We start from the raw sequence: 26,205 nt of genomic DNA, 5'->3' as shown, positions 1-26,205 counted from the left end.
GTTATTTATCGTTTGAAAAACTATTCCTGTTTGTTGCGCGTTCTGAATCTTACGGCCAGGAAGATACCGAGAACCATAAGTCCTCCGCCTGTCAGATACAGCGGAAGCGGACTTTCTTCGCCTGTTTTGGGAAGATTGCCGGGCAGGCCGTTAATGTCATTATCCGAGTGAGTACTATTATCTGTACCAGTGTCATTATCAGGTACCGAACCGAGCGGTACTTCATCAATATCAACTTCAATGATAATCTCCTGCTCATTGCCGTCCTCATCCGTTACAGTGACGGTGAACTTATCCTTCCCGGTAAAGCCGGGATCAGGTGTATAAGTCCATGTTCCATCCGGTGTAACCACAACCGTACCATGTGACGGCTCCTCACTGATGCTCGGAATGCCGCCCAGCGGAATCTCGCCATCAATCGGGATATCCGAAATGGTAGTAGCTGTTGTAGCCTGCGGTGTTGGGGCACTGCTCACGGCAGGCGTTGCCGGACTAGCAGTTGGTCCTGGTGTTGTCAGGCCTGGTGTTGTCAGGCCTGGTGTTGCCGTTACACCTGGTGTTGGCGTTGCAGAAGGTCCTGGTGTAACAATAGCCCCCGGTACCGTAGAAGCGGTTGGTGTCGAAGCCGGAGTACCCGGATTTGACGTAGCTGGTGCCGGTGTGGCCGTTGCCGTTGGCGCAGCTGTCGGTGCAGGTGTTGCAGGTATTGCCTTATTGGTAATCTGCTGCTGCACGTTCGGCACCGCTATAGTCAGATTAGCGCTGCGCTCGGTCCCATTCAGCATGTAACCGACCGGGGCCACCGTTTCCTTGAAGGTGTAGGTTCCAAGCTTCAGATCCTTAAACTCCACAACGCCGTTAGCGTCTGTAGTAGCTGTTGCGACCACAGCATCGCTGGAATCGTACAGCTTGAACTCTGCTCCTGACAGCTTCTTCGTCGTATCATCCTGATCGACCTTGGTCAGCTTCAATGAGCCCAGGATTTCCTTATTCGTAATCTGCTGCTGCACATTTGGTGCAGCTATAGTCAGGTTAGCGCTCCGCTCCGTGCTATTCAGCACGTACCCAACAGGGGACACCGTTTCCTTGAAGGTGTAAGCGCCTAGCTTCAGATCTTTAAACTCCACAACGCCGTTCGCGTCCGTAGTAGCGGTTGCGACCACAACATCGCTGGCGTTGTACAGCTTGAACTCTGCTCCTGACAGCTTCTTCGTCGTATCATCCTGATCGACCTTCGTCAGCTTCAATGAGCCCAGGATTTCTTTGTTGGTAATCTGCTGCTGCACATTTGGTGCGGCCAATGTCAGATTCGCGCTGCGCTCGGTTCCATTCAGCACGTAACCGACCGGAGCTGCCGTTTCCTTGAAGGTGTAGGTTCCAAGCTTCAAATCTTTAAACTCCACAACGCCGTTCGCGTCTGTAGTAGCGGTTGCGACCACAACATCGCTGGCGTTGTACAGCTTGAACTCTGCTCCTGCCAGCTTCTTGGCGGTGTTATCCCCATCAACTTTAGTCAGCTTAATCGAGCCTAAAAGTTCATTATTGGTAATTTGCTGCACAATTTGCACGGCCGAAGTAATATTAACGCTGCGTTCAGCCGAATCCAGCACATAGCCGGACGGAGCCACCGTTTCCTTGAAAGTATAGGCTCCAAGCTTCAAATCCTTAAACTCCACAACGCCGTTCGCGTCTGTAGTAGCCGTTGCTACCAAAGCCTTGCTGCTGGCGTCATAAAGCTTGAATTCTGCTCCAGCCAGCTTTTTCGCCAGGTTAGCCGAGTCGACCTTGGTTAGCTTAAGCGAGCCGAGCACTATTTTATCATTAGTAACGGTTAAAGTTTTTTGTTGTGCCGGATCAATGGTTACAGCGGTACTGCCGGCAGTAATTACATATCCGTCCGGAGCCTTCGTCTCCTTAAGAGTGTAGCTTCCACCCATTAACTTGGTGAAAATCAATTCACCGCTGGCATTCGTAGTTCCGGAACCGACCAGTGTATTGGCTGAGTTATATAGCTCAAAGACTGCTCCTGCAAGTTTAGTAGCCGTATTTTCTTTCGCCACCTTGGTTACCTTGAGCGAACCGTTGAAATCATTGGTCACTGTCAACAGAACTGGTGTGGAGGAATTGATAGTCACCGTACGTTCTGTAGTATCAACCGCATAACCGGCTGGCGCCTTGGTTTCCTTCAATATATATTTTCCCGCACGCAAATCCTTGAACTCCAGGTTACCGCCGGAATCGCTGGTCGCATACTTTGTTTCCTTCAGTTCACTACCTACGATCCGGCCCAGGGAAAATTCGGCACCAGGCAGGATTAGCGATTGATCCGCATTGGTCTTAAGTACTTTGAGCGACCCTTTTACCCCGCTGCCCGTACCGCCGGTATCAACGATAGTAAAGCTGTTGCTGTATGAAAAAGGCTTGCTTACTGATTTTGAGCCCGTTCCGGTAAAAGAAACTGCGTTGGTTACCGCTACAGTTCCTACAGCCGTAATAACAGTCTGGTATTTAAGCACGTATGGTTCGGATATCGTATTCTTAAATGTCAGCTTAAAGATGTCCTTACCGCTGGAGTCTGTCAGGAATTCAAGAGTATAGTCTGTTCCCTGGGCCAGTTTAACAGATGTTGCTGTTACTGCTCCGCTTGAGTTCACCGTTGTCTTATAAAGCTGGAAGCTGGCAGGCAGCAGCACTTGATTTGTACTCGGAGTATCCACCACCTGAGCATCGCCCACTACAGACTGGTTCGCGTTAATGGTCATGGTCCAGTTTATAATGGTCTGATCCGAGGAGTCTCTGGTTCCGGTCTTAGTCACATATTGGCCGCCGTTTGGAACACTTACCTCTGGAGAGGTTAAGGTTTCCGACACCGCATTGGACTGTGCATCATTCAAAATTGCAGTATTGGTTACCTTATCCAGATTAATATCTCCGGCTATGAACTCTGTCTGGAAAATTACATAGAAGGCATAGTCGATATCGTTCTTGAATTTAACCTTAAGCTTACGTCCATCACTGGTTACGCTCGCTTCATACTCTGCAGCATTCACAAGGCTTCCCTGTACCGGATTCCCGTTAGAAGTATAAGTAAGATCATATACTTTTACCGAGCCGGCATCTCCGCCCGCCATCTGCTGGCTTGCCGGCAGCGTGTCTACCAGCTCTGCACCAGCGGCCAGCGCTCTTTTGTTATAGTTCGCGCCAACCTTCCAGGTGATGGTCTTGCTCGTTGCATCATAACTGCCTGACTTGAGGCCATTCTTGATGACTTCGGTTCGTGGAGTGAACGTTTGAGCCGACGTTTGTGTACCTGTTGTTGTTTTTTCATCCCATACAATGGAAGCAGTATTCCTGAAGTAGCTGGAGGCTGTTTTTAGTTTGTAATAATCAAATTCAGTGCTGTATGTGATCGTATATGCCTCCGTAATGGGCTTCAAAAATTTGATCTGGAAGCCATCATTTACACTGAAATCTCCAGAACCTAAATTAGTGATTGTATAATCAACGTTTTCAACCAGCGCAGGAGAAATAACCGGTTTTCCGGTCAGCTTCAAGCCCGCATTATCAAATTTGTCTGTCAGCAACAGATTTGTCATCGTTCTGTTGTCTTCATTAACCTTAATCGTCCAGTTTACCGTTTTGTTCAAATAGTTTACACCTGAAGGCGCCTGTTTGTTTAAAATCCGTTGGGTAGTAGAAGTCGAAGCTTGAACAGTCTGGCCGTTGTATGTAACTTTATTTACAATACTTTCACCGGAATATACCCGATCCGCTACCTTGGTATCGTAGACAATCCGGTATGCTGACTGGATATCATTGTTGAACTGGATTTTAAAGCCTGCTGTAGTCGCTGTATCCGGCAGTGTAGTCACAGTATAATCTGTGCCTGCGGTCAACTGGCCATCATCAGTACCACTTCCATTTTGGTCCAGCTTCACTTTGAAAATTTTGAGCGATGCGGGAACATAGTCCTGGCTAATGTTGAAATAGTCGGTTAGCACAGCTTTATCCGCGGTAATTGTTTTTTCATCATAATTAAATTTAATTTGCCAGCTGATCGTTTCCGTTGTTGAATTATAGCTGCCTGCAGTCTTCTCAAGCGGTTTCCCGTAACTGACTCCCACGGCTGAAGACGTTCCGCTTTGGGATGCCCCGTTGCCATTTAGGGTAGCTGTGTTAGTAAAACTGGATTTACTTGTATCTGTAATGCTGGTTGAGAACTTCACCCGATAGGCTTCATTTAACGTATTATTAAATTTCAGGTTCAAATTCCTCGCGGTACTTGCAGACGTATCATACAGTGCCGGATCGAGCTGCCCCCCTTGAGTTACGTTTCCCTGTACATCCACATTCAGACCATATACTGCTATGGAGACCGTATTCAAATCCAGACCTGTTGGAATCGTATCTGTAACGGATGCATTAGCGAGCCTGCTTAGAGATGTATTCACATCCACCGTCCACTCAATCGTGCTTGCATTATATTTTTGCGGCAGCGGGACTCCGGATTTGCTGACAGCCTTTCCGTTATTGGGCTGAATCTGGAGTGTAATGGAATTACTCGCATTTCCTGCGATCGGAAAAGGAAGCACCTGCGTCGTACTGCCGGTAACTGTAGTCGAGCTCAGTTTGGACTCCACCCAAAAGCTTCCTTTTATATCAAACAAGCCATCAATATTCTTATTGAATTTAAATACGACTTTATTATCAGAACCTACCGTATAAGTGCCGACACCATCAGCAAATTCACTGTTAACCAGTATGCCAGAATAAGTCTGATCAATTTTTAACTGGGACGGAAGAGTATAGGAATAAGTAGAACCCTCTCCATATTTGGCATCCGGAAGCTCATAGGTCAAATTCAGCTTAACTGTAGAATCCAGCTTATACACGTTGCTCGTAACCTGCGTGCCGTTCTCATAGACGGACAGGGTTACGCTTTTAACAATATCCTCAGTAATTTGAGTTTCTGCTGCATCTGCATTGACATTTGAAAAGAAACCTATTGTGGTTGCAAGTGCTGTTACCAGCATAACTACTCCGAGCCAAATGGCCCATTTGTTTTGTCTTATTACTCTCAAGACTTTTCCCTCTCCCTCATCTTTTATTAAGAACAGTGTTGGAATGCTACTATTCCCCCTACAAAATCCCTATAAAGCTGGCCTTCACAACAAAAAAATGCGCGTAAGCGCAATAACGTCAAGATACATTGTAACTATTCTCGCTGATAAACCACTGATAAAATCACTTCCTTTTGCCTACTCGCCTCATCAGCACAAAAAAAAGCCATACATCCGCAAAGAACGCTTTGCAGAATGCATGGCTTTCATTAACTTCATTCTTTTTCTTCTATAAAATAGTCTTACAGCTGTGCATGATCACGGCGGGTGTACGTCTTACGCTTCTCCAGCAGCTTGTTGAGCGCATCCAGATAAGCGCGGGCGCTGGCCTCAAGAATATCTGTACTCAGTCCGCGTCCTTGTGCAGCTACTTCACCCTGGGACAGTACCACATGTACCTCACCCTGTGCATCCTTACCGCGGCTTACAGCTTTAATGGAATAGTCACCCAGGGTAACTTCCTCGCTAGTAGCCAGATCAATCGCATTATAAATGGCATCAACCGAACCGTTCCCCTCGGCAACTGCTACTATCGGCTCAGCTTCCTGGCCTTTAATGACTACCTTAGCTGTAGGAACGGACTCATTGCCGTAAGTGACATAAATGGTCTGCAGACTGAAAATTTCCGGCGTATCGCCAAGCTTTTCCTCCAGCAGGGCCAGAATGTCCTCATCGGAGACCTCTTTTTTCTTATCAGCCAGATCCTTGAATTTCGCAAAAGCAGTATTCACTTCTTCTTCCGGCAGGTCATATCCAAGATCATTTAGTTTATCCCGGAAGGCGTGACGGCCGGAGTGCTTGCCCAGCACCAGCTTACTCTCTTTGAGCCCGATTGTTTCCGGGGTCATAATCTCATAAGTGGTCTTCTCCTTGAGCATGCCGTCCTGATGGATTCCAGACTCATGTGCAAAAGCATTAGCCCCGACAATTGCCTTATTGCCCGGAACGGCCATCCCGGTCAGTCTGCTGACCAGACGGCTGGTACGGGAGATTTCCGAGAGCACCAGAGACGTCTTCGCTCCGAAAAATTCGCTGCGCGTCTCCAGCGCCAGAGCCACTTCTTCAATCGCCGTATTACCGGCGCGTTCTCCGATACCGTTGATGGTACCTTCGATCTGATCCGCACCGTTCTGAATGGCCGCCAGTGTATTGGCAGTAGCCATTCCCAGATCATTATGACAGTGGGCACTCAGCTGGACCTTCTCAATGTCAGGCACCGTATCCTTCAGGAACTTGAAGATGGCTCCATATTCCGAGGGGTTCAGATAACCGACTGTATCGGGAATATTGACCACATTCGCTCCCTCACGGATCGCCATGGCCACCATTTCCGCCATAAAATCACGCTCGGTCCGTCCGGCATCCTCCAAGGAAAACTCCAGCTTGGAAAAATACTTTTTCGCGTAACGGATCGCAGATTGTGCAGTTTCAAGCACCTGGGCTTTTTCCATACGCAGCTTGTGCTGCCGGTGAATCGGCGAGGTTGCCAGAAAAATATGAATGCAAGGGTCCTGCGCGCCTTTCAGTGCTTCTCTGACCGCGTCAATATCAGTCTCTCTGGAACGCGAAAGTCCGATAACAGTAACATCCTTTACTGCTTTCGCTACGGCGTTGACTGCTGCCAGATCGCCCGGTGAAGCTGCGGGGAAGCCTGCCTCCATCCGGTCAATTCCAAGTTTTTCAAGCTGGTAGGCGATTTCCACCTTCTCACGTGTATTCAGGTTCACACCCGGCGACTGCTCCCCGTCACGCAGCGTCGTGTCGAACACATAGATTTTCCGCAAGCTGAGCACCTCCTGAAAATTGTGCTAAAACCCTCAAATGCGGCCCGCAAAGTTACGGCCGCATCTGAGGATTACACTATTGTGTCTTACCAATTAAGTATATGAGCCTATTTCTTAATCCAATGCATCATTTCACGCAGCTGGCTGCCGACTACTTCTACCGGATGAGCAGCTTCGTTGCGGCGGGTAGCAGTCAGGAAAGCACGGCCGGACTGGTTCTCAAGGATAAAGTCACGGGCAAATTTACCCTGCTGGATATCAGTCAGTACAGCCTTCATTGCTTTTTTGGTTTCGTCAGTAACAATGCGCGGTCCAGTTACATAGTCACCGTATTCGGCAGTGTTGGAGATGGAATCACGCATAGTAGCAAGTCCGCCTTCATACACCAGGTCAACAATCAGCTTCAGCTCATGCAGACACTCGAAGTAAGCCATTTCAGGAGCATATCCTGCTTCAGTCAATGTTTCAAAGCCGGCTTTGATCAGTGCAGATACACCGCCGCAAAGTACAGCCTGCTCACCGAACAGATCCGTTTCGGTCTCTTCACGGAAGGAAGTTTCGATTACCCCTGCGCGGGTACAGCCGATACCTTTAGCATATGCAAGTCCGATTGCCTTGGCATTTCCTGTAGCGTCCTGTTCGATTGCGATCAGACCAGGAACACCGAAGCCTTCTACATAAGTACGGCGAACCATGTGGCCCGGGGATTTAGGTGCAACCAGCAGTACGTCAGCATCCTTAGGAGCAACGATCTGGCCGAAATGTACGTTGAAGCCGTGGGAGAACATCAGAGCTGCGCCGTTTTTGAGGTTAGGCTCAATATCATTCTTATATACGGATGCCTGTGTTTCGTCAGGCAACAGAATTTGTACTACGTCAGCACGGGATACTGCTTCAGCTACAGGCAATACTTCAAATCCGTCATTCTTGGCGGTTTCAAAGGATTTGCCTTCACGCAGGCCGATGACAACCTGAAGACCACTGTCGCGCAGGTTCTGTGCCTGGGCATGTCCCTGGCTGCCGTACCCGATTACTGCAACTGTCTTTCCTTTTAATACGCTAAGTTCTGCATCCTGTTCATAGTACGTTGTCACTGCCATTGTCAATATCCTCCTTTAATTTGGGACCCATCGTAAAGAGCGGGTACTTCAAGAGCGCCTGAGGCCTGCTGGTTCTGCAGCTTCTTGCTGCTCCTCAAGTCCCCGCTCCTTCGCGGGCAATTCATTATAATATTATCAAATTAATGCACACAAGCAGCAATCCGTTAAAGCTGTAAATTATACCGATTAGGCATTCCCGCGGATCATTGCGGTAACTCCGGTACGGGACAGTTCTTTGATGCCATATGGCTTCAGCAATTCAATCATCGCATCGATCTTTTGCGTATCGCCTACGACCTGGACCAATAGGCTGTTCGTACCGATATCGACAACAGAAGCACGGAACGTCTCAACTACCCCCATAATTTCAGGACGCTCAGCCGGCTCGGCTTTTACTTTGATCAGGGCCAGTTCGCGGGCAACCATTGGTTTGGAGCCAAGATCCACAACCTTGATGACATCAATCAGCTTGTAAAGCTGCTTCTCGATCTGTTCCAGCGTGTGCTGGTCGCCGAGTGTAACGATGACCATCCGGGACAATCCGATTTCTTCGGATTGCCCGACAGTAATGCTCTCAATATTGAAGCCGCGGCGTCCGAACAAGCCTGCTACCCGCTGCAGCACACCCGGCTGGTCATTCACAAGCACAGAAATCGTGTGTTTCATCACTGTCATTCATCCCCCATAAGCATTTGATCAATGGTTGAGCCCTGAGTTACCATCGGGTAGACATTTTCGTCCTTTGGAACAACGAATTCTACCAGAACGGGTCCCGGCGTTTCCAGTGCCTCTTTCCACGCTGCGCCTGCTTCTTCCTTATTCGTTGCCCGCAGTCCTTTTACACCGTAGGCTTCTGCCAGCTTTACAAAATCCGGGCTGCCGGCGAGGTCTGTGTAGCTGTAGCGTTTCTCATAAATGAGATTCTGCCACTGGCGTACCATACCCAGAACCTGGTTGTTGATGACTACGATTTTGACCGGGATATTATTGATTGCACAGATCGCCAGCTCCTGGGAACACATCTGCATTCCGCCGTCCCCGTTAATGGAAACTACCAGCCGCTCAGGCTGAGCCATTTGCGCTCCAATTGCTGAAGGGAATCCAAAGCCCATGGTTCCGAGCCCTCCGGAGGTAATCCAGGAACGCGGGTGATTAAATTTATAGTACTGTGCAGCCCACATCTGATGCTGGCCAACGTCAGTAGTTACAATGGCTTCGCCTTTGGTAGTCTCATTGATCATTTCAATGACCCATTGCGGCTTGAGCTCTGTGTCCGAATCGTTGTAGCGGAGCGGCTTCTCAAGCTTCCACTGGGCGATTTGCGTTCTCCAGGCATCCGCCTTAGCAGCGCGTGTAAGGTCCGGAATCAGCATTTCCAGTACCGTTTTTACATCGCCTACAATCGGAATATCAGGTGTAACGTTCTTGCCGATTTCTGCCGGATCAATGTCGATGTGGACAATCTTCGCTTTTGGAGCAAAGCCGTCCAGCTTACCTGTTACGCGGTCATCGAACCGGGCACCGATGTTAATGAGCAAATCACATTGCTGTATGGCATTATTTGCTGTATAGGTACCATGCATACCAGGCATTCCCATCCAGAGGTCATCTGCACTAGGGAAGCAGCCGAGTCCCAGAAGAGTTGTTGTAATCGGGATTTCGGTCCGTTTTACAAACTCTGTCATCGCTTCATGCGCTCCGGAGTAGATAACGCCGCCGCCTGCGATAATAATCGGACGTTCGGCTGCAGAAATGGCCCGGATCAGCTTATCCAGCTGAAGCTTATTAGGAACGGTGCGCGGGTTATAGCCGCGGAGGTTGACTCCCTGGTTCTGCACCGGTGTGAACAGCGTCTTTGCTGCCGATACATCCTTCGGAATGTCGATCAGTACCGGACCCTTGCGTCCAGTGTTTGCGATATGGAACGCTTCATGAATAATGCGCGGCAGATCTTCAACATCCCTTACAAGGTAGCTGTGCTTCGTGATCGGCATTGTTATTCCTGTGATATCCGCTTCCTGGAAAGCATCTGTTCCAATCAGGCTGGAGAAGACATTACCTGTGATTACTACGAGCGGAACCGAGTCCATAAAAGCCGTTGCAATACCGGTAACGAGATTGGTTGCTCCCGGACCTGAGGTTGCGATACATACGCCCGGCTTCCCGCTTGCTCTGGCATAGCCGTCAGCCGCATGAATCGCGCCCTGTTCGTGGCGGGTAAGAATATGCTTGAAATCATCGAATCCGTGCAGGGCATCGTAGATATACAATACTGCTCCGCCCGGATAGCCGAATACCGTGTCCACACCCTCGAGTACCAGACTGCGCAGCAGGATTTCAGAACCTGTTATCACCTCGGGATTTTTCCATTTCTCACGTAATTCTTCTGTAGACCGCACTTCCGGTGTTTGCGCGCTCATCAGTATTCCTCCCTTCGATAGTTAACATTCATTATGCAAATGACGGACCGTCCTTTAATCAGCATCAGGGGCTTAAAACCAAAAAAACCTTCCGCCTCCCACGCGCCAAAGCAAAGCGCGTGAGGGACGAAAGGTTTAGCTTCCGTGGTACCACCCATGTTTGCATTGCATCTCACGATGCAACGCCTTATCAGGTAACAAAAATCCATCGATGTAGGCAGGGCCCAAATCTTTGTAACCTGAAGTCCGTAACGCGGACCAAACGATTCCCCCTAATAATTCCACCGCTCTAACTGATGGACCTTTCAGGAAAACAGCTCCGAGGTGAGCTCGTATATAAGGGATTTCGGTGGAGGTTGCAGCAGATCCTCACACTCTCTGAGCAAAAGAGCCCTTAAAACTTCGTCCTCATCATTGCCGATACAAGTATGTTCGTTAAAATGTTTAGACACATTATATGATTCCTCACATGGATAAGTCAATACCCATATTTCCTAATCTGTCACAAAACGTTGTTCTGTCCTTTCCGTAACGCCCACACCCCTGCAGGCATATGATGTACGACAATGCGTGGAAAGGGGGGCGCGCGATGATTCGTTACCGCAGACCCAGGCAGGATGACAGCGTCATTATGGACTTGATTGAGAAGCAGCTCGTCCCGTTGTCGCATCTGCCGCAGACTATAATCAACCAGGTCAGAAAGGACCTGCCCCGCCGCCTGAGCCAGGGTGTAACCCTGGTTGCTTGTCCGGACTATGAGAGCGACCCGCTTGGGTTCGTCCATTTCATGCTGCACGGTGATCTGCTATACATTGATATGCTGGCCATAGCTCCGGAAGCGCGCCGCAAGCACTGGGGTAATCTTCTGATGGACCGGGCTGAGCGATTTGCATTATCCCGCGGCTGTAAGCGGGCCAAGGTAGCTGTGGACACCGGAAACACAGCAGGTATTTCCTTCTATGAAAAAATGGGCTACAGCGTAGCCGTTATCAGCCGCAGAATTATTGCTACGAGTTCGAGAAGCAGTTCAACTGAAATTTAAAAGAATCCGATAGGCGGATACGGCTTACCTCCGTAATAACCCGGACCCGGTCCATAGCCGCCATAGCCTGGCCCTGGTCCATAGCCGCCGTAAGGTACGCCGCCGTAGCCATAACCGCCGCCGTACCCGGCATATGGTGCAGTACCTACAGCAAGCAGATCAAACAGCACCAGCGGAATCAATGCATTGGTTTGCACTTTTTTACCGCTGACCCGCTGAAGAATAAGACGGTTGCCTGATACACGCACCAGTTTGCCAGTGACTTTGGAGCCGTCTTTTTTTACAGCAACGATATGTTTGCCGACAAGCTTCATAACCTGTTTCTTTGTAACCGGCTGTGCCATAATATCCCTCCTAAAAGTTTTGTTAGCTGCGCTTCCTTGGAATTTCCTTCGTACAAAACTGACTTCGGAAGCAGACGCTTAGTTTTGTTAGCTGCGCTTCCTTGGAATTCCTTCGTACAAAACTCGCTTCGGAAGCATACGCTTAGTTTTGTTAGCTGCGCTTCAATCACAGTCTATTCGGGCAGAATGCCGTTCGCCTGTACAGCTGTCCCGGCATTCCGGGCGTACCAGCGGAGTATGCGTAATCCTGCCGGAAAACGCAAAAAAAGCGTACATCCAGGAATGCCTGGACGTACGCTCTTGATGCTGCGCAGAAGCACAGCCTCGTTTATTTTAACGTTTACCCGGATCGTACGGTTCACCCAATGCTTTTGGAGCGGAGGAGCGGCCAACGGCGCTCACCAGTACGATAATAGTGAGTACGTAAGGAATCATGAAAATAAATTCCTGCGGAATGCTTTTGGACCACTCGAACAACTGTACGTAGTTGCGGATTGCCTGCGAGAAGCCGAAGAATACAGCGGCTCCAAAGGCGCCCAGCGGATTCCATTTACCAAAGATCATTGCGGCAATCGCAATAAAGCCCTGACCGGAAATGGTATTGTGCGCAAATGTGCCTGTGGTCGTCAGAGTGATGGTCGCTCCGCCGATACCGGCCAGCATACCGCTCAGCATAACACCGATATATCTCATCCGTTTTACGTTAACTCCCAAGGTATCCGCAGCACTCGGATGTTCACCGACTGCGCGCAGACGGAGTCCGAACGGAGTTTTAAACAGTACGAAGTAAATCACAATGACGAGAATAATCGCCAGGTAGGTCGTCGGGTAGGAATTGAAAATCCCTTCACCGATAACAGGGATTTTGGACAGTACAGGAACAGACACCTTCTTGAAACCTTCAATCAGCGGGGACTCGCCAGCCCCGTCGAAAAACAGCTTAACCATGTACAGTGTACTTCCTGCCGCCAGGAAGTTGATTACTGTACCGCTGATCGTCTGATCCGCTTTGAAGGTAATGGATGCAACAGCGTGAATCAGGGAGCCGAGGACTCCGACTGCTATCGCGCAGAGTACGCCAACCCAAGGAGCCCATGCTCCCAGCCCGGCATCCTGGGCATAATGCCCCCCCACCGCTGCTGCAAAGGCACCGAACATCATCAAGCCTTCAAGACCGATATTGACTACACCGGAACGTTCAGAGAAGATGCCGCCAAGAGCAGCGAAAATGAGCGCCGTGGAAAAAACAAGCGTCGTATTGAGCAATTGTCCTAACGTCAGCAGATCCATCTATGACACCTTCTCTTTCTTCCGCTTGAGATAAAAGGGCTTAAGAACCCAGCGGACAATTCCTTGTGCTGCAATAAAGAATATGATCGAACCGATTACGATGCGGATCAGCTCCGGCGGAACATCCGCCCCAAAGCTCATACCCGCAGCACCGTAAGTAAGCATACCATACAGAATCGCCGCCAGAATAACACCCAGCGGGTGTGTCAGTCCCAGCAGGGCTACAGCGATACCGTTAAACCCGTAGCCTGGAGATGCTGCAAATACAGACTGGTAATGGAATACGCCCAGCACTTCACCTGCACCTGCAAGTCCGGCAAAGGCACCGCTGATGAACATGGCTTTAACAACGTTACGGCCCACATTCATCCCGGCATATTCAGCAGCATTCGGGTTGAGACCTACTGCACGCATTTCGTATCCCTGCTTGGTTTTCCACAGGTAGACATAGAAGAAAATTGCCGCACAAATCGCAATTGCCGTTCCCCAGTGAACACGGGCATTGTCGAATACCCCGTTCAGGAAAGTCATGGACAACGAGGCCGGAATATCTTCGGAACGGTTCTGGCCTTTGAGCAGCAGGAAGTTCCGCACAATATAGTTAGACAGGTACAGCGCAATCCAGTTCAGCATAATCGTAGTTATAACTTCGTTAATCCCGCGCTTTGCCTTCAGGTAACCGGCAATACCGGCCCACAATCCTCCGGCAAGTCCGGCTGCGATTACAGCAAGCGGAACAAGCAAAAATGAAGGTAAACCGGCCAGCTGGATTCCGACAAGGGTAGCTGCCGTCATACCAATAAGCACCTGTCCGTCAGCACCGATGTTAAACATCCCTGAGCGGAAAGCGAAGGCAACAGCAAGACCGGTGAACATCAGCGGAGTCATCTCGCGGATGGCCTCACCAAAGTCATACGGACTGCCGAATACCCGTTTGAACAGCGCGGAGTAAGCGGCGATAGGGTCATAACCGCCGATCAGCATAACGATGGCCCCGACCAGGAAGCCCATTACAATCGCAACCAGAGGCACAATATAGCTGTCTGTTGCGAAGATTTTTTTAAGTCTATGCACCCGCATTTCCTCCCCGCTTCAAGCTGCCCGCCATCATCAGACCAAGCTCCTGGTCATTCGTATCCTGCGGGAATACTTCACCGACAATCTGTCCTTCATAAATAACAGCAATTCTGTCGGATACATTCATGATCTCATCCAGCTCAAAGGAAATCAGCAGTACCGCCTTGCCTTGGTCACGCTGGGCAATCAGCTGCTTCTGCACGAATTCAATCGCCCCTACATCAAGACCGCGCGTAGGCTGTGCTGCAATAAGCAGTGTCGGATTTTTATCTATTTCCCGCGCAATAATCGCTTTTTGCTGATTACCGCCGGACAAGGAGCGGGCTTTAGTCTCAATTGAAGGTGTCCGTACATCAAATTGTTTAATTAAGTCCTCAGCATGATTGTTAATGACATCCATTTTGAGGAAGCCGCCCTGGTTGTAAGGGCTCTTATAATAGGTTTCGAGCACCATGTTCTCACTGACGCTGAAATCCAGTACCAGACCATGTTTGTGACGGTCTTCCGGAATGTGAGACACGTTCATCTCAGAGATTTTACGCGGTGACAGGTTGGCAATTTCCTGCCCTGAAACCGTAATGGAACCGGAATCGATTTTGCGCAGGCCGGTAATAGCCTGAATCAGCTCGCTTTGCCCGTTTCCGTCAACGCCGGCAATCCCCAGGATCTCCCCTGCTTTCACTTCAAAGCTGAGACCGTTCAGGACAGGAACCCCATCCTTGCTCTTGCTGTTGACATTCGTCAGTTTAAGCACACTTCCTCCTACATGCGGAACCTGCTTGTCCACTTTGAAGGTTACTCCGCGGCCGACCATTTTCTCAGCCAGCTCATTCGGATTCGTTCCGGAAGTTGTAACGGTATCAATAACCTTCCCTCTGCGGATAATGGTCACCCGGTCAGAGATCTGCATAATTTCCTTAAGTTTATGCGTAATCAGGATGATTGACTTACCCTCTGCAACGAGCCGCTTCATAATCGCCATTAATTCTGTAATTTCCTGTGGCGTAAGCACAGCGGTAGGCTCGTCGAATATAAGTATATCCGCACCGCGGTACAAAGTTTTCATAATCTCTACCCGTTGCTGCATGCCAACCGAAATGTCATGAATCCGGGCATTCGGATCAACCTGGAGGCCATACTGCTCAGATAGCTTACGAACCTGTTCCGCTGCGGATTTATAGTCGATTTTAAGGCCCTTCTTCGGTTCCATCCCAAGAACGATATTCTCAGTCACCGTAAAAGGCTCAACAAGCTTGAAATGCTGGTGCACCATACCAATGCCAAGCTCAATAGCTTTATTGGGGCTATCGATAATAACTGGTTTCCCGTCGATTTCGATGCTGCCTTCATCGGGCTGGTATAGTCCGAATACGATATTCATCAAGGTTGACTTGCCTGCCCCGTTCTCACCAAGCAGCGCATGAATCTCCCCTTTTTGGAGCGTCAGACTAATCGAGTCGTTCGCGACAATACCGGGAAAGCGTTTTGTGATTTGCTTCAACTCTACGACAGGAGCCGCAGCACTCATGGAATCACCCTCATCACAGAATATATATAACCATACAGGCACGGTTAACCGCCCTGGATAGGGCGGCTATCTGCGCCTGACAAAAACCGGTGCATTAACAGGGAACAAGGCCAGCTTAAAGACCGGCCTTGTTTCTTGCTCTATGCTGTTACGCAAAAGAATTAAGACAGATATTACTCGGCAGGAACAACGATTGTTCCGTCGATAATTTGTTGTTTGTATTCTTCAACCTTAGCCAGGATTTCAGCGGAAACGTTAGCCTTGGAAGTTTCAGGAAGGCCTACACCGTTGTCTTTCAGAGTCAGTACAGTTGTAGTACCGCCTTTGAAAGTTCCGTCAACCACTTGCTGGGAAACCTTCTTAACCGCTTCGTCAACGCGTTTGATCATGGAAGTCAGCGTTACATCATCACCAAACTCCAGGGATTGGTCTTTATCTACGCCGATAACCCATACTTTGTCGCCGCCTGCATCGTTACGGGACTTGGCTTCATTGAATACACCGTTACCAGTTGCGCCTGCAGCCGGGAAGATGATGTCATTGCCATCGTTGTACAGTGTAGCAGCCAGGGACTTACCAGTATCCGGCTTATCATAAGCACCTGCATAAGTGATGCTTACAGTTGCATCAGGATTAACTGCTTCTACGCCGGCTTTGAAGCCAACTTCAAAACGTTTGATAACCGGGCTTTCCATACCGCCGATGAAGCCTACTTTGTTGGTTTTTGTAGTCAGACCTGCAACCACACCAACCAGGAAGGAACCTTCGTTCTCAGCGAATGTTACGGATTCAACGTTAGGAGCGTCAACCACGCTGTCGATGATTGCAAGGTTAGCATCCGGATTTTCTTGAGCAACTTTAAGCAGAGCGTCACCAAGATCGAAACCGATACCCCAAGTCAGGTTGTAGCCGCCTTTTACGAATTGGTTAAGGTTCGGCTCGTAGTCTGCGCTGGAGTTACTCTGCAGATATTTAATTTCAACGCCGGCTTCTGTCTTAAGGGCTTCAAGAGCTTCCCAAGCGGACTGGTTAAACGATTTATCGTTTACTCCGCCTACGTCAGTAACGAGACCGATCTTTACATCGGACTTAGGAGCTTCTGTTGCTGCAGGAGCATTGGTAGCTGTTCCAGCGTTTGCACCTGTTTCTCCGTTAGCGGCATTGCCCGAGTTAGCGTTATTGTTGTTTCCGCATCCTGCCAGGATAGCTGTGCAAGCGGTCAACATAACGAGCGACGTTTTCAAAAACTTTTTCATCGATTGTGATCCCCCTTAAGAAATTGGATGTCTTCTGTCTTCTGCTTGGACATACCATTAGCTCAAATTATACCTGCAAAAAAACCTAAAATCCAGTCCATAAATGACCTCAGGTCAATAATAATTTGCATTTTTTCACAAGAAAACGCTTCCTGTGACACGATACGTCATGTTAACCGTCATGTTGTGTAAGAATATCTCAGCTGTCTTCATTCCGGTGCAGTTGGCTATAATATTATTGCACGCCAATCCGTTTTCTATTATCATGAATGCTTACATATTGTATCAAAAGGGAGTACTGAAACCATGGAAGAACATAGCAATCCCCAAACTGTCCCGCCCTTCAAGTACAGCCGCGAATCCCGCGTCTTCAAGACTGGCCGCGTCTTTCCCAACGATGTCAATAACCACAAGACGTTGTTCGGAGGCAAGCTGATGAGCACTATAGATGAAGTCGCTTCAATCTCAGCCATGCGCCACTGCCGTAAAAATGTCGTCACGGCCTCTACCGATTCCGTAGACTTCCTGCGGCCGATCCGGCCTTCCGATTCCGTCTGCTTCGAATCCTTCGTCTCCTGGACAGGCCGTACCAGCATCGAGGTATTTGTCAAAGTCATCTCCGAGAACCTCTATACCGGCGAACGCGCCGTTGCCGCCACTTCGTTCCTGACCTTTGTAGCCGTCGAGGAGGACGGCACACCTGCGCCTGTACCAGCCATCATTCCGGAGACCGATGAAGAGAAGCTGATCAGCGAATCCGCAGGCGAGCGGTCTGAGCTGCGGAAGATCAGACGCGCAAGCAGCAAAAAACTCGCCTCACAGCTCAGCACCACCAAGTACTGGGAATAACACTCCGCAGGCCAAAGCCGCACAAAAAAGCACCGTCACACGGGTTCCCCCGCAGGCGGTGCTTTTCGGTTAATCATAACACTTACGCGTTGATCTTCTCTTTGGCTACAACAGCCAGGGAGTTGAATGCGTTCAGGTCATTTACTGCCAGGTCAGCCAGCATTTTGCGGTTCACTTCTACACCAGCCAGTTTCAGGCCGTGTACAAGCTTGCTGTAGGACAGGCCGTTTTGACGGGCTGCTGCATTGATACGAACGATCCACAGTTTGCGGAAGTTACGTTTAGTCTGACGACGGTCACGGTATGCGTAAACCATCGATTTCATTACTTGCTCTTTAGCGGTTTTGAAAATGCGGTGCTTGGAACCGAAATAACCCTTAGCCAGCTTCAATACTTTTTTATGTCTACGACGAACTACAAATCCGCCTTTAACTCTTGCCATATTAATAAACCTCCCAAAAATGTGTAATCAAACTATTTCAAGTTAGCAAGTCCTTGTTTCAAACGTCTAACGTCACCGGCAGCCATAACCGGATTGCCGTTAAGTACGCGCTTAGCGCGTTTGGACTTGTGGGACAGCAAGTGGTTCTTGTGGGCTTTGTAGCGCAGAACTTTACCGGATCCGGTGATCTTGAAGCGGCCTTTCAGGCTGCTGTGTGTTTTCATTTTAGGCATGGTGTTTCCTCCTTGATTATTATGCGGCGCCAAATTGCTAAGCAAGTGACTCCAGAATTATTGAGGCTTAGGAGCCAGAATCATAATCATGCTGCGTCCTTCCAGCTTAGGCTGGCGCTCAACAACAGATATGTCAGCCACTTCATTCTTAACGCGCTCCAGGATCTTCTGGCCGATATTCGCGTGAGTGATCTCACGTCCGCGGAAACGCACGGAGCACTTCACTTTATCGCCTTCGCCCAGGAACTTGACCACATTGCGGAACTTGGTCTGATAATCATGTTCCTCAATGTTAGCACGGAACCAGACTTCCTTGATGTCCACGATCTTCTGGTTCTTGCGCGCTTCCTTCTCTTTCTTCTGCATTTCATAACGGAACTTGCCGTAATCCATGATGCGGCATACCGGCGGTTTCGCCTGCGGTGCTACGTTGACTAAATCGAGGTTAAGATCAATCGCCATCTGCAGCGCCTCGCGGATCGGCTTGATCCCGATTTGCTCACCTTCCGCTCCAACCAGCCGGACCTCTTTGGCCCGAATTTCATCATTGATCATATGTTCCTTACTGATAACTCTCCACCTCCGGATCATCTTGGGTAATATATTTGCGGTTCTCCATAAAAAAGGGGCGCCGGTTAACTCCCGACACCCCGTGTTTGATCAACGTTCATGAACTATAACATTCATAAAGCATTGAGATCAAAACCAGCTGACATATTGCCAGTCAGGTGAGAAGCCGGTGCTTCTGCTTGCAATCCCTATGTTTTGCATACTTGAATACTATACATCATCATTCATAGCACTGTCAATACTTTTAACAAATATTAAACCTGCTTGCTCTGCACTTCCTCAAGCCGGACCACCCGCGTGTGCTTGGTATGGCTCCACTGCTTGTTGTTCTGCGTGAAGAACGCATAGAACGTAATCGGATACCATGACAGCAGGTAGATCGGAAAGACCACCAGGTACAGATACACCTTCTTGAATTTCACCTTCTCCAGCACCATTGACAGAAGGAAGGTCAGAATATTGGCTCCGATCGCGAGATAGCTCAGCCAGATCGGCAGGTGCCCGTAGATGTTCGCGATGTGCGGACCATCGAACAATGCAGTGTCGATCCACATCACTGCCGTCATTAGAAATGTCAACAGGACAATGTAGACGTTGGCTCCGTACAGAGCCAGGTCAAACTTCGTCAGGCTGCGTTCCTTGATGCTCTGCCACAGCAGCGGGAAGAAATACCTGCGGGCCACGGTGAAGTGCCCCTGCATCCAGCGCAGGCGCTGTCTGGAGGAAGCCTTAAAGGTAAGAGGCTTCTCATCGAACACCTTGGCGTCATAGTTGAACTTCGGATAGACACCCTTTGAGGCACTGCGCATAGTGAATTCCAAATCCTCTACCAGACTGGTAGCTCCCCAGCCCATTTCCTTCAGCAGGGCTGTTTCGAAGCACATTCCGGTACCGCCCAGGAAGTTCGCCATCTGCAGATTGTGGCGCGAGAGCTGCCACAGGCGGTTGATGTACCAGTAGGAGACACCATAAGCTGCAGTGATCCATGAATCCTCAGGATTCTTCGTATCAATGTAGCCCTGGATGACCCGGGCGCCGGAGCAGAGGTCATTATTCATCTCCATCAGAAATTCCGTGTGAGCCAGGTTGTCGGCGTCGAACATGACTACAGCGTCATACTGGCGCGGCATGGCCCAAAGTTCCTTGAGCATCCATTCAATGGCATAACCCTTGCCCCGCAGGTTGTTGTTGGTGCGGACACAGGCGTTCATGCCATGCTCCCTTACGATCTTTGCCGTACCGTCGGTGCAGTTGTCGCAAATGACAAATACATCGTACAGATCCTGGGGATAATTAAGCTGTTTCAGATTCTCCATCAGTGCGCCGACGACTTCTTCCTCATTGTGCGCGGCCACCAGTACTGCAAAAGACTTTTCCGGTGCAAAATGTTCCTTTTTCTTTTTCCTGTGCAGTCCGAACAGCGAGAACGTGAACTGATAAACTGCGATTGCCGCCAATATCACTTGGAGCGTAACAAACAATGCGTCTGCCATGACCTTTTGATGCCCCCTTTTCCACTCTTGATATGCCACTTTTTATGTCTATGGCATGTTAAACGATGTTGCAGACCCTTTTGTTGCATCCCTTACAATAGACAAGCGCTTACCTTTTTTTGCGGCCAGGCGTTCATTTATTTATATCCCGTTTAAAAGATGTTGTAGGGTTTTCCGGTGTGACGGATTCCTCATTTTCTCTGTTACCTTTTAAACGCGTCCGGTCCGCTTGAATCATTGTAAGGTGTCAGGGGTTCCCAAGTCAAAACTGACAAATTCCGCGCTTCACCAGAGCTTTTCCTTGAAATGGACTGCCTTTAAAACGTATGATAAAGACAGCTTCGGGGTATTAATTTGGATTGGCGGCAGAAGCGCCAGCTATCCTTAGCCGGACTATCGGAGGGACAAGATATGAGACATTTATTCATGAAATTACTTCTCTGGGAGCGCCGTCTTTTCAAATGGATCAACGGCCGCCTGCATAACCCTTTTCTGAACTTCTGGCTCTTCTATCTTACCCATCTGGGCGGCGCGACAAGCGCTATCGGCATAAATGTGATGATCTGGGCCTTTGCGCCCCAGCCGCTCAGAACGACAGGCCTTCAGGCCCTCACGGCACTGGCTGTCAGCCATCTGCCCGTGGCCATCGCCAAAAAGCTGTACCCGCGCATGCGGCCCTACCTGGCTCTGCCGGGAACAAATACGTTTCACAATCCGCTAAAGGATCATTCTTTTCCTTCAGGCCATACTACAGCTATCTTCGCCTCTACGGTTCCTTATATGGCGGCTTACCCTGCCCTTACCGTTGTTCTGCTGCCGCTGGCATGCATTGTCGGGTTCTCACGCATATATCTCGGGCTGCACTACCCGTCTGATGTAATAGCAGGCGCTGTAATCGGCAGCGGCGTTGCGGCTGGCACGGTTGTTCTGTGGTTCTGAAGCCCGCCTTGGCAAACCATTTTGGGAACAGGTGAATCAAACATTGCGCAAAAAAAGAGTATTGTTGCTGTCGGAAGGCTTCGGCGCAGGGCATACGCAGGCAGCCTACGCGCTGTCGAGCAGCCTGCGTAAACTGTCGCCGCATATCCAAACCAGGGTGCTGGAGCTGGGGAACTTTCTCAATCCAAAAATGGCTCCGCTTATTGTGTCGGCCTACCGCAAGACGGTAACCTCGCAGCCCAGGCTGATGGGGTATGTGTACCGTCACCAGAAATCGTTTAACCGTCTTACCACGCTTGCCCTGCACCGCATATTTTATACACATACGCAAAATATTGTGAGACAGCTGAAGCCCGATATTATCGTCTGCACGCATTTCATCCCGAGCGCCGTAGTCTCCAGATTGAAACGGCTGGACACGGGCTTCAAGGCGCCGCTGGTCACGGTCATCACCGATTACGATGCCCATGCCAGCTGGATCAGCCCGGAGGTGGACCGTTATTTCGTCTCCACTCCCGAGGTCAAATCCAAGCTGCGCCGGCGCGGCGTATCCGCCGCCAAAATCCGGGTGACCGGCATGCCGGTTCATCCGAGCTTCTGGGAGCATCCCGGGCGGCAGGAGATCCTGGAGCAGTTCAGCCTCCAGGATCTGCCGACTGTACTGGTCATGGGCGGCGGCTGGGGCATGATGAACGACCGCGTGGTCAACGAGGGGCTGGCCGGCTGGCGGGCAAAGGTGCAGATTGTCTTTTGTCTCGGAAGAAACGAGAAGCTGCTGGACGAGATGAAGGCAGATCCCGCGTACCGGCATCCGAACATCTCACTGATCGGCTTCACCCGCGACATTGATAAGCTGATGGAGGTCTCCGACCTGCTGGTTACGAAGCCCGGCGGGATGACCTGCAGCGAAGGTCTGGCCAAGGGCATTCCGATGCTGTTTCATAATCCGCTGCCGGGACAAGAGGAGGAGAACGTCCGTTACTTCACCTCGGCCGGTCTTGGAGAGCCGATCTCCTCCCTGGCGGTAGTCGACAAGTGGATGGAGCGGCTGCTGTACCACTACGATGATCTGCAGGCCAAGCGTAAAAGCCATCTGGAGGCCATTGCCAAATTCCATCCGCTGCAAAGCGCCCAGAGCATTATTGATATGCTCGAATAGGACAGACCAGAACAATGGGTATACAAATGCCCCCCGCAATAATCAGCTCTCTAAAATCAAAAAACGGCAGTTACGGGAAATTTCCGTAACTGCGTTTTTGTATGGCTGCCCGATAGTTGCCGGAACCGGCCCGGCTGTTACAGCCGGTATTTGTCCAGACGGGTTGCCTGATAATTCGCCAGTGCTTCCGCACCGACAATTGCCTCACAGCGGTGAATGTTTACGCCGCGGTTATAAAATTTGGTCTCGTATTCCGTCATTACATGCTCTTCATTGATGATGCCGTCCGCATGCAAATCCAGGGAGATGTTCTTCATCTGCAGACCGAAATCGGCAAACGCATTCAGCGAGAACTCAAACAGGCTGCGCGAATCCGTCTTCAGATGAATCTCACCGAGCGGGCTGAGCAGGCCGCGGTATTTGTCGAGGAAGCGCGGATGAGTCAGGCGCCGGCGGGCATGCTTGCTTTTCGGCCAGGGATCACTGAAGTTCAGATAAATCCGCTCCAGCTCGCCCGGTGCAAATACTTCCTCCGCATAATCGATGTTCGCCAGCGCCACCTTCAGGTTGGGCGGAGTCTCATGTCCCGCAGGCTCCCAAACCAGTCTTGCCTTTTCCGCCGCACGGCGGATCAGCTCATCATACATATCAACGCCGATAAAATTAATACCGGGATATTTAAAGCTCATCTGGCTGATAAACTGTCCCTTGCCCATCCCGAACTCCACATGAATCGGGTTATCGTTGCCGAACACCTCTGACCAGCGCCCTTTAAGGCTGCGTGGATCGAGGACCACCAGGTCAGTTTGCTCCTCCAGGCTTTCACGTATTCCTTTTCTTCCGCGTAAACGCATAGTATTCCTCCGCTTGTTCTCTTATACATTACTTGAAACATTGTGCCGAACTTGTCCGCAAAAGTAAAGAGATTTGCCTGAAAAACAGCAAAAAGGAATTCTCCGGTGGGCAGGAAGCGGCCGCTGGAGAATCCCTTTTCTGTTGCTTGTTGTATTTGGAATTGGGGTCCATTTTCAACAGTTCATAGTCTACCTTGCCGGCGAGTCAAAATCAAATTTCTTCTCAAATGCGTTTCTGATCTTGCGCTGCGCTTCGGTCTTGATCTTATGATTACCGTTAAACTCAACGCCGGTAAGCGCCAGGGCCTCATCGGGAGTCAGCTGTACATCAATTGAACCTTTACCTTCAGCATAAGCTGTCTGAGAATTCATCGTGATCACCTCTTGGGTTTAGTATTGGCGGGACGACACGAAAGTATGAATTCAGGGATAGAGTTTTTAAGTTGCTGCAATCGTTTTTTTACAATTTAAATATAACATAATGTGTAAGCATTAACAAGCAAAACAGCGGGTTTTCCCTGCCTATTTTTAACGTTTTTTCCCGGTGTCAATGTTACGCTTGACGCTGAATTTTGTTACAATAGACGGGTTAGAAAAGAATGGGCTGTACTTCCTTCACCGGACCCTGTGCCTGTTCGATACAAATATAAGGATATGCCGGCCCGGCAGATGATGCCCGGCTCTCCAAATAAACGTTCTTATATTTTGGAAAGGAGCTTTACCGTGAGTCTTTTACAGACCTCCACTCCGCTGATGTGGGGAGATAAACGGTTCCATACGTGGAACTACGAAATGCGCGGGGTTATGGATACCAAGGTGTTCAAGGTCATGCTGGACGCGGGCTTTACCTGTCCGAACCGTGACGGTTCAATCGCCAAGGGGGGCTGCACCTTCTGCAGCGCCAGAGGCTCCGGCGATTTCGCCGGCAGCCGCCGCGACGATCTGGTCACCCAGTTTAACAAGGTGCGCGACCGCCAGCACCTGAAATGGCCAAACGCCAAGTATATCGGTTACTTTCAGGCCTATACCAATACGTACGCACCGGTAGAGGAGCTGCGGGAATACTACGAGGTTATCCTGCAGCAGCCTGGCGTAGTCGGCTTGTCCATTGCCACACGGCCGGACTGTCTGCCGGATGATGTTGTGGAATATCTTGCGGAGCTGAACAAGCGCACCTACCTCTGGATTGAAATGGGACTGCAGACCATTCATAACTCCACTTCGGATCTGATTAACCGTGCGCATGATTCCCAGTGCTATATTGACGCAGTCGCCAAGCTGCGCGCCCACGGCATCCGCGTCTGCACCCATATCATCCACGGGCTTCCCCAGGAAACCCACGAAATGATGCTGGAAACCGTATCTGCTGTAGCCGCCATGGATGTGCAGGGTATCAAGATTCACCTGCTGCATCTCATGCGCAAGACCCCGATGGTCAAGCAGTACGAGGCCGGCCTGCTGCGCTTCCTTGAGCAGGACGAATACGTAAAGCTGATCGTTGACTCGCTGGAGCTGCTTCCGCCGGAGATGATTGTCCACCGCCTGACCGGCGATGCACCGCGCGAGGCCCTGATCGGGCCGCTATGGAGCCTGAAGAAATGGGAAGTGCTGAATGCAATCGATGCCGAGCTGGTTGCACGCGACAGCTGGCAGGGTAAGTACTGGAGGAAGGGCTGATGGGCTTCCTGTCCGTTCTCAGCTTTGCACATAAAGTCACGGCGGAGCGCCTCGCTGCCGGCGGCCTCGCCATTGACGCCACCGTGGGCACCGGTGCGGATACGCTGTTTCTCGCGAGGTGCGCAGGGCCGCGCGGCGCAGTGTACGGGTTTGACATCCAGCCTGCGGCGCTTGCGCTTGCGGAAGATCGCCTGCGGCTGGCCCGGGAGGAAGCGCCGGCAGCGCTTGCTCCCGTGACGCTGCTTGCGCGCAGCCACGCAGCGATGGAAGAGGCCGTGCCGCCGCAGTGGCACGGGGCAGTCTCGGCGGTGATGTTCAACCTCGGCTATCTGCCGTCAGGCGATGCCGACAAGACCATCATCACCGAGACCGGGAGCACGCTGGCTGCGCTGGATGCCGCCCTGACGCTGCTGCGTCCGGGCGGCATCATTACAGCCGTGCTCTACCCCGGCCACGACGGCGGCGACCGTGAAGCCGCCGCCGTGGAAGCATGGGCGGCGGGCCTGCCGCAGCGCCTGGCGCAGAGCATCATTTACCGTCAGCTGCAGCGGGCTAGTGCCCCGTATGTTATTGCAGTTGAGAAGAAAAAAGGAGCTGAATCGAACGATGGCAGTAAGCAAGCTTGAGCACATCGGCATTAAGGTAGCACAGCTTGAACAGTCCCTTGCGTTCTACCAGGAAGTCATCGGCCTTACCCTGCAGGACACTATCGGGGAACCGGGCGACAGCCTGCGGCTCGCCTTTCTGAGCTTCCCCGGCCAGACCAGCGTAGAGATTGAGCTGATCGAGCGCGTATGGACCGGCCTGCCGGATGAAGGCAAGGTCAGCCATGTCGCCTTCACCGTCGCCGGAATCGAGGCTGAGCACAGCCGGATAGCCGCGCTTCAGCTCCCCGGACTGACTGAGATCAGCACGCTGGCTAACGGCAGCCGCTATTTCTTTTTTGACGGGCCGGACGGTGAGAAGCTGGAGTTTTTTGAGTCTACACGCAGTAAATAGAGACAGGTTCAAACCAAACGGAGAGGAAG

General features: G+C 50.5%; 23 protein-coding genes and 1 other annotated feature. Of the genes, 7 read left to right on the top strand and 16 right to left on the bottom strand.

Annotation, left to right across the window (positions count from 1 at the left end):
- Positions 1 to 20: 20 nt before the first annotated feature.
- From AWJ19_RS02110 to ilvB, 5 genes are all read right to left on the bottom strand, one after another.
- Positions 21 to 5,081: a SpaA isopeptide-forming pilin-related protein gene (locus AWJ19_RS02110; RefSeq protein WP_128083476.1), complete on the bottom strand. Its 5,061-nt coding sequence runs from the start codon at positions 5,079 to 5,081 to the stop codon at positions 21 to 23.
- Between the two features lie 281 nt (positions 5,082 to 5,362).
- Positions 5,363 to 6,904: a 2-isopropylmalate synthase gene (locus AWJ19_RS02105; RefSeq protein ID WP_068721113.1), complete on the bottom strand. Its 1,542-nt coding sequence runs from the start codon at positions 6,902 to 6,904 to the stop codon at positions 5,363 to 5,365.
- 107 nt (positions 6,905 to 7,011) lie between these two features.
- Positions 7,012 to 8,004 (bottom strand): ketol-acid reductoisomerase, encoded by a 993-nt coding sequence (gene ilvC / locus AWJ19_RS02100; protein ID WP_039870627.1) that lies wholly within the window; start codon positions 8,002 to 8,004, stop codon positions 7,012 to 7,014.
- Between the two features lie 186 nt (positions 8,005 to 8,190).
- Entirely contained in the window at positions 8,191 to 8,679 is a 489-nt protein-coding gene (gene ilvN, locus AWJ19_RS02095) for an acetolactate synthase small subunit (protein ID WP_068721111.1), read from the bottom strand.
- Complete coding sequence (gene ilvB, locus AWJ19_RS02090; RefSeq protein WP_068721109.1) at positions 8,676 to 10,424, bottom strand: biosynthetic-type acetolactate synthase large subunit; 1,749 nt, start codon at positions 10,422 to 10,424, stop codon at positions 8,676 to 8,678. The genes ilvN and ilvB overlap by 4 nt, the downstream gene beginning before the upstream one ends.
- Positions 10,425 to 11,013: 589 nt before the next feature.
- Here ilvB and AWJ19_RS02085 point away from each other — a divergent pair.
- Positions 11,014 to 11,466, top strand: coding sequence for a GNAT family N-acetyltransferase (locus tag AWJ19_RS02085; protein ID WP_128083475.1), 453 nt, complete (start codon positions 11,014 to 11,016; stop codon positions 11,464 to 11,466).
- Here AWJ19_RS02085 and AWJ19_RS02080 read toward each other — a convergent pair.
- The 5 genes from AWJ19_RS02080 to AWJ19_RS02060 form a co-directional block, all read right to left on the bottom strand.
- Positions 11,463 to 11,810 (bottom strand): hypothetical protein, encoded by a 348-nt coding sequence (locus AWJ19_RS02080; RefSeq protein WP_068721107.1) that lies wholly within the window; start codon positions 11,808 to 11,810, stop codon positions 11,463 to 11,465. The genes AWJ19_RS02085 and AWJ19_RS02080 overlap by 4 nt on opposite strands.
- Positions 11,811 to 12,143: 333 nt before the next feature.
- Positions 12,144 to 13,100, bottom strand: coding sequence for an ABC transporter permease (locus AWJ19_RS02075; protein ID WP_068721105.1), 957 nt, complete (start codon positions 13,098 to 13,100; stop codon positions 12,144 to 12,146).
- Positions 13,101 to 14,174, bottom strand: a complete 1,074-nt coding sequence (locus AWJ19_RS02070) for an ABC transporter permease (protein WP_068721103.1) — start codon at positions 14,172 to 14,174, stop codon at positions 13,101 to 13,103.
- Positions 14,167 to 15,705 carry an ABC transporter ATP-binding protein gene (locus tag AWJ19_RS02065; RefSeq protein WP_068721101.1) on the bottom strand — a complete coding sequence of 513 codons (1,539 nt, stop codon included), beginning with the start codon at positions 15,703 to 15,705 and terminating at the stop codon, positions 14,167 to 14,169. The genes AWJ19_RS02070 and AWJ19_RS02065 overlap by 8 nt, the downstream gene beginning before the upstream one ends.
- Positions 15,706 to 15,878: 173 nt before the next feature.
- Entirely contained in the window at positions 15,879 to 16,961 is a 1,083-nt protein-coding gene (locus AWJ19_RS02060) for a BMP family ABC transporter substrate-binding protein (protein WP_068721099.1), read from the bottom strand.
- Between the two features lie 306 nt (positions 16,962 to 17,267).
- Here AWJ19_RS02060 and AWJ19_RS02055 point away from each other — a divergent pair, with 306 nt between their 5' ends.
- The gene (locus AWJ19_RS02055; protein WP_068721097.1) at positions 17,268 to 17,810 is read left to right on the top strand and encodes an acyl-CoA thioesterase; all 543 of its coding nucleotides are present in this window, start codon (positions 17,268 to 17,270) and stop codon (positions 17,808 to 17,810) included.
- An 82-nt stretch (positions 17,811 to 17,892) separates the two neighbouring features.
- On the opposite strand, the gene rplT is transcribed toward AWJ19_RS02055, so the two are convergent.
- From rplT to AWJ19_RS02035, 4 genes are all read right to left on the bottom strand, one after another.
- Positions 17,893 to 18,252, bottom strand: coding sequence for a 50S ribosomal protein L20 (gene rplT / locus AWJ19_RS02050; RefSeq protein WP_068721095.1), 360 nt, complete (start codon positions 18,250 to 18,252; stop codon positions 17,893 to 17,895).
- Between the two features lie 32 nt (positions 18,253 to 18,284).
- Entirely contained in the window at positions 18,285 to 18,485 is a 201-nt protein-coding gene (gene rpmI / locus AWJ19_RS02045; RefSeq protein WP_062320217.1) for a 50S ribosomal protein L35, read from the bottom strand.
- Between the two features lie 57 nt (positions 18,486 to 18,542).
- Positions 18,543 to 19,040, bottom strand: a complete 498-nt coding sequence (gene infC, locus AWJ19_RS02040; protein ID WP_068721093.1) for a translation initiation factor IF-3 — start codon at positions 19,038 to 19,040, stop codon at positions 18,543 to 18,545.
- A gap of 57 nt (positions 19,041 to 19,097) precedes the next feature.
- Positions 19,098 to 19,242: a sequence feature (ribosomal protein L20 leader region), on the bottom strand.
- Positions 19,243 to 19,309: 67 nt separating this feature from the next.
- On the bottom strand, positions 19,310 to 20,548 hold the full coding sequence (locus tag AWJ19_RS02035; protein ID WP_068721091.1) for a glycosyltransferase family 2 protein: 1,239 nt from the start codon (positions 20,546 to 20,548) through the stop codon (positions 19,310 to 19,312).
- 411 nt (positions 20,549 to 20,959) lie between these two features.
- On the opposite strand from AWJ19_RS02035, the gene AWJ19_RS02030 reads away from it, so the two are divergent.
- Both AWJ19_RS02030 and AWJ19_RS02025 read left to right on the top strand, forming a co-directional pair.
- Positions 20,960 to 21,487: a phosphatase PAP2 family protein gene (locus AWJ19_RS02030; protein WP_068721090.1), complete on the top strand. Its 528-nt coding sequence runs from the start codon at positions 20,960 to 20,962 to the stop codon at positions 21,485 to 21,487.
- A 43-nt stretch (positions 21,488 to 21,530) separates the two neighbouring features.
- The gene (locus tag AWJ19_RS02025; protein ID WP_068721089.1) at positions 21,531 to 22,646 is read left to right on the top strand and encodes a glycosyltransferase; all 1,116 of its coding nucleotides are present in this window, start codon (positions 21,531 to 21,533) and stop codon (positions 22,644 to 22,646) included.
- A gap of 137 nt (positions 22,647 to 22,783) precedes the next feature.
- On the opposite strand, the gene trmB is transcribed toward AWJ19_RS02025, so the two are convergent.
- Positions 22,784 to 23,500, bottom strand: coding sequence for a tRNA (guanosine(46)-N7)-methyltransferase TrmB (gene trmB, locus AWJ19_RS02020; protein ID WP_068721088.1), 717 nt, complete (start codon positions 23,498 to 23,500; stop codon positions 22,784 to 22,786).
- Between the two features lie 189 nt (positions 23,501 to 23,689).
- Complete coding sequence (locus tag AWJ19_RS02015; protein WP_039870595.1) at positions 23,690 to 23,872, bottom strand: hypothetical protein; 183 nt, start codon at positions 23,870 to 23,872, stop codon at positions 23,690 to 23,692.
- A gap of 381 nt (positions 23,873 to 24,253) precedes the next feature.
- Between AWJ19_RS02015 and AWJ19_RS02010 the strand changes: the two genes are divergently transcribed.
- Genes AWJ19_RS02010 through AWJ19_RS02000 form a run of 3 tightly spaced genes read left to right on the top strand, consistent with a single transcriptional unit; the run spans position 24,254 to position 26,176 of the window.
- Complete coding sequence (locus tag AWJ19_RS02010) at positions 24,254 to 25,177, top strand: TIGR01212 family radical SAM protein (protein ID WP_068721162.1); 924 nt, start codon at positions 24,254 to 24,256, stop codon at positions 25,175 to 25,177.
- On the top strand, positions 25,177 to 25,803 hold the full coding sequence (locus AWJ19_RS02005; protein ID WP_068721085.1) for a class I SAM-dependent methyltransferase: 627 nt from the start codon (positions 25,177 to 25,179) through the stop codon (positions 25,801 to 25,803). Before AWJ19_RS02010 ends, AWJ19_RS02005 begins: the two co-directional genes overlap by 1 nt.
- Complete coding sequence (locus AWJ19_RS02000) at positions 25,784 to 26,176, top strand: VOC family protein (protein ID WP_068721083.1); 393 nt, start codon at positions 25,784 to 25,786, stop codon at positions 26,174 to 26,176. The genes AWJ19_RS02005 and AWJ19_RS02000 overlap by 20 nt, the downstream gene beginning before the upstream one ends.
- Positions 26,177 to 26,205 lie beyond the last annotated feature (29 nt).

This window comes from Paenibacillus sp. DMB5, assembly GCF_001517085.1.
Lineage (GTDB): Bacteria > Bacillota > Bacilli > Paenibacillales > Paenibacillaceae > Paenibacillus_AQ.
Note: the sequence above shows the minus strand (reverse complement) of the source record. Positions and strands in the feature narration are given on the sequence as shown.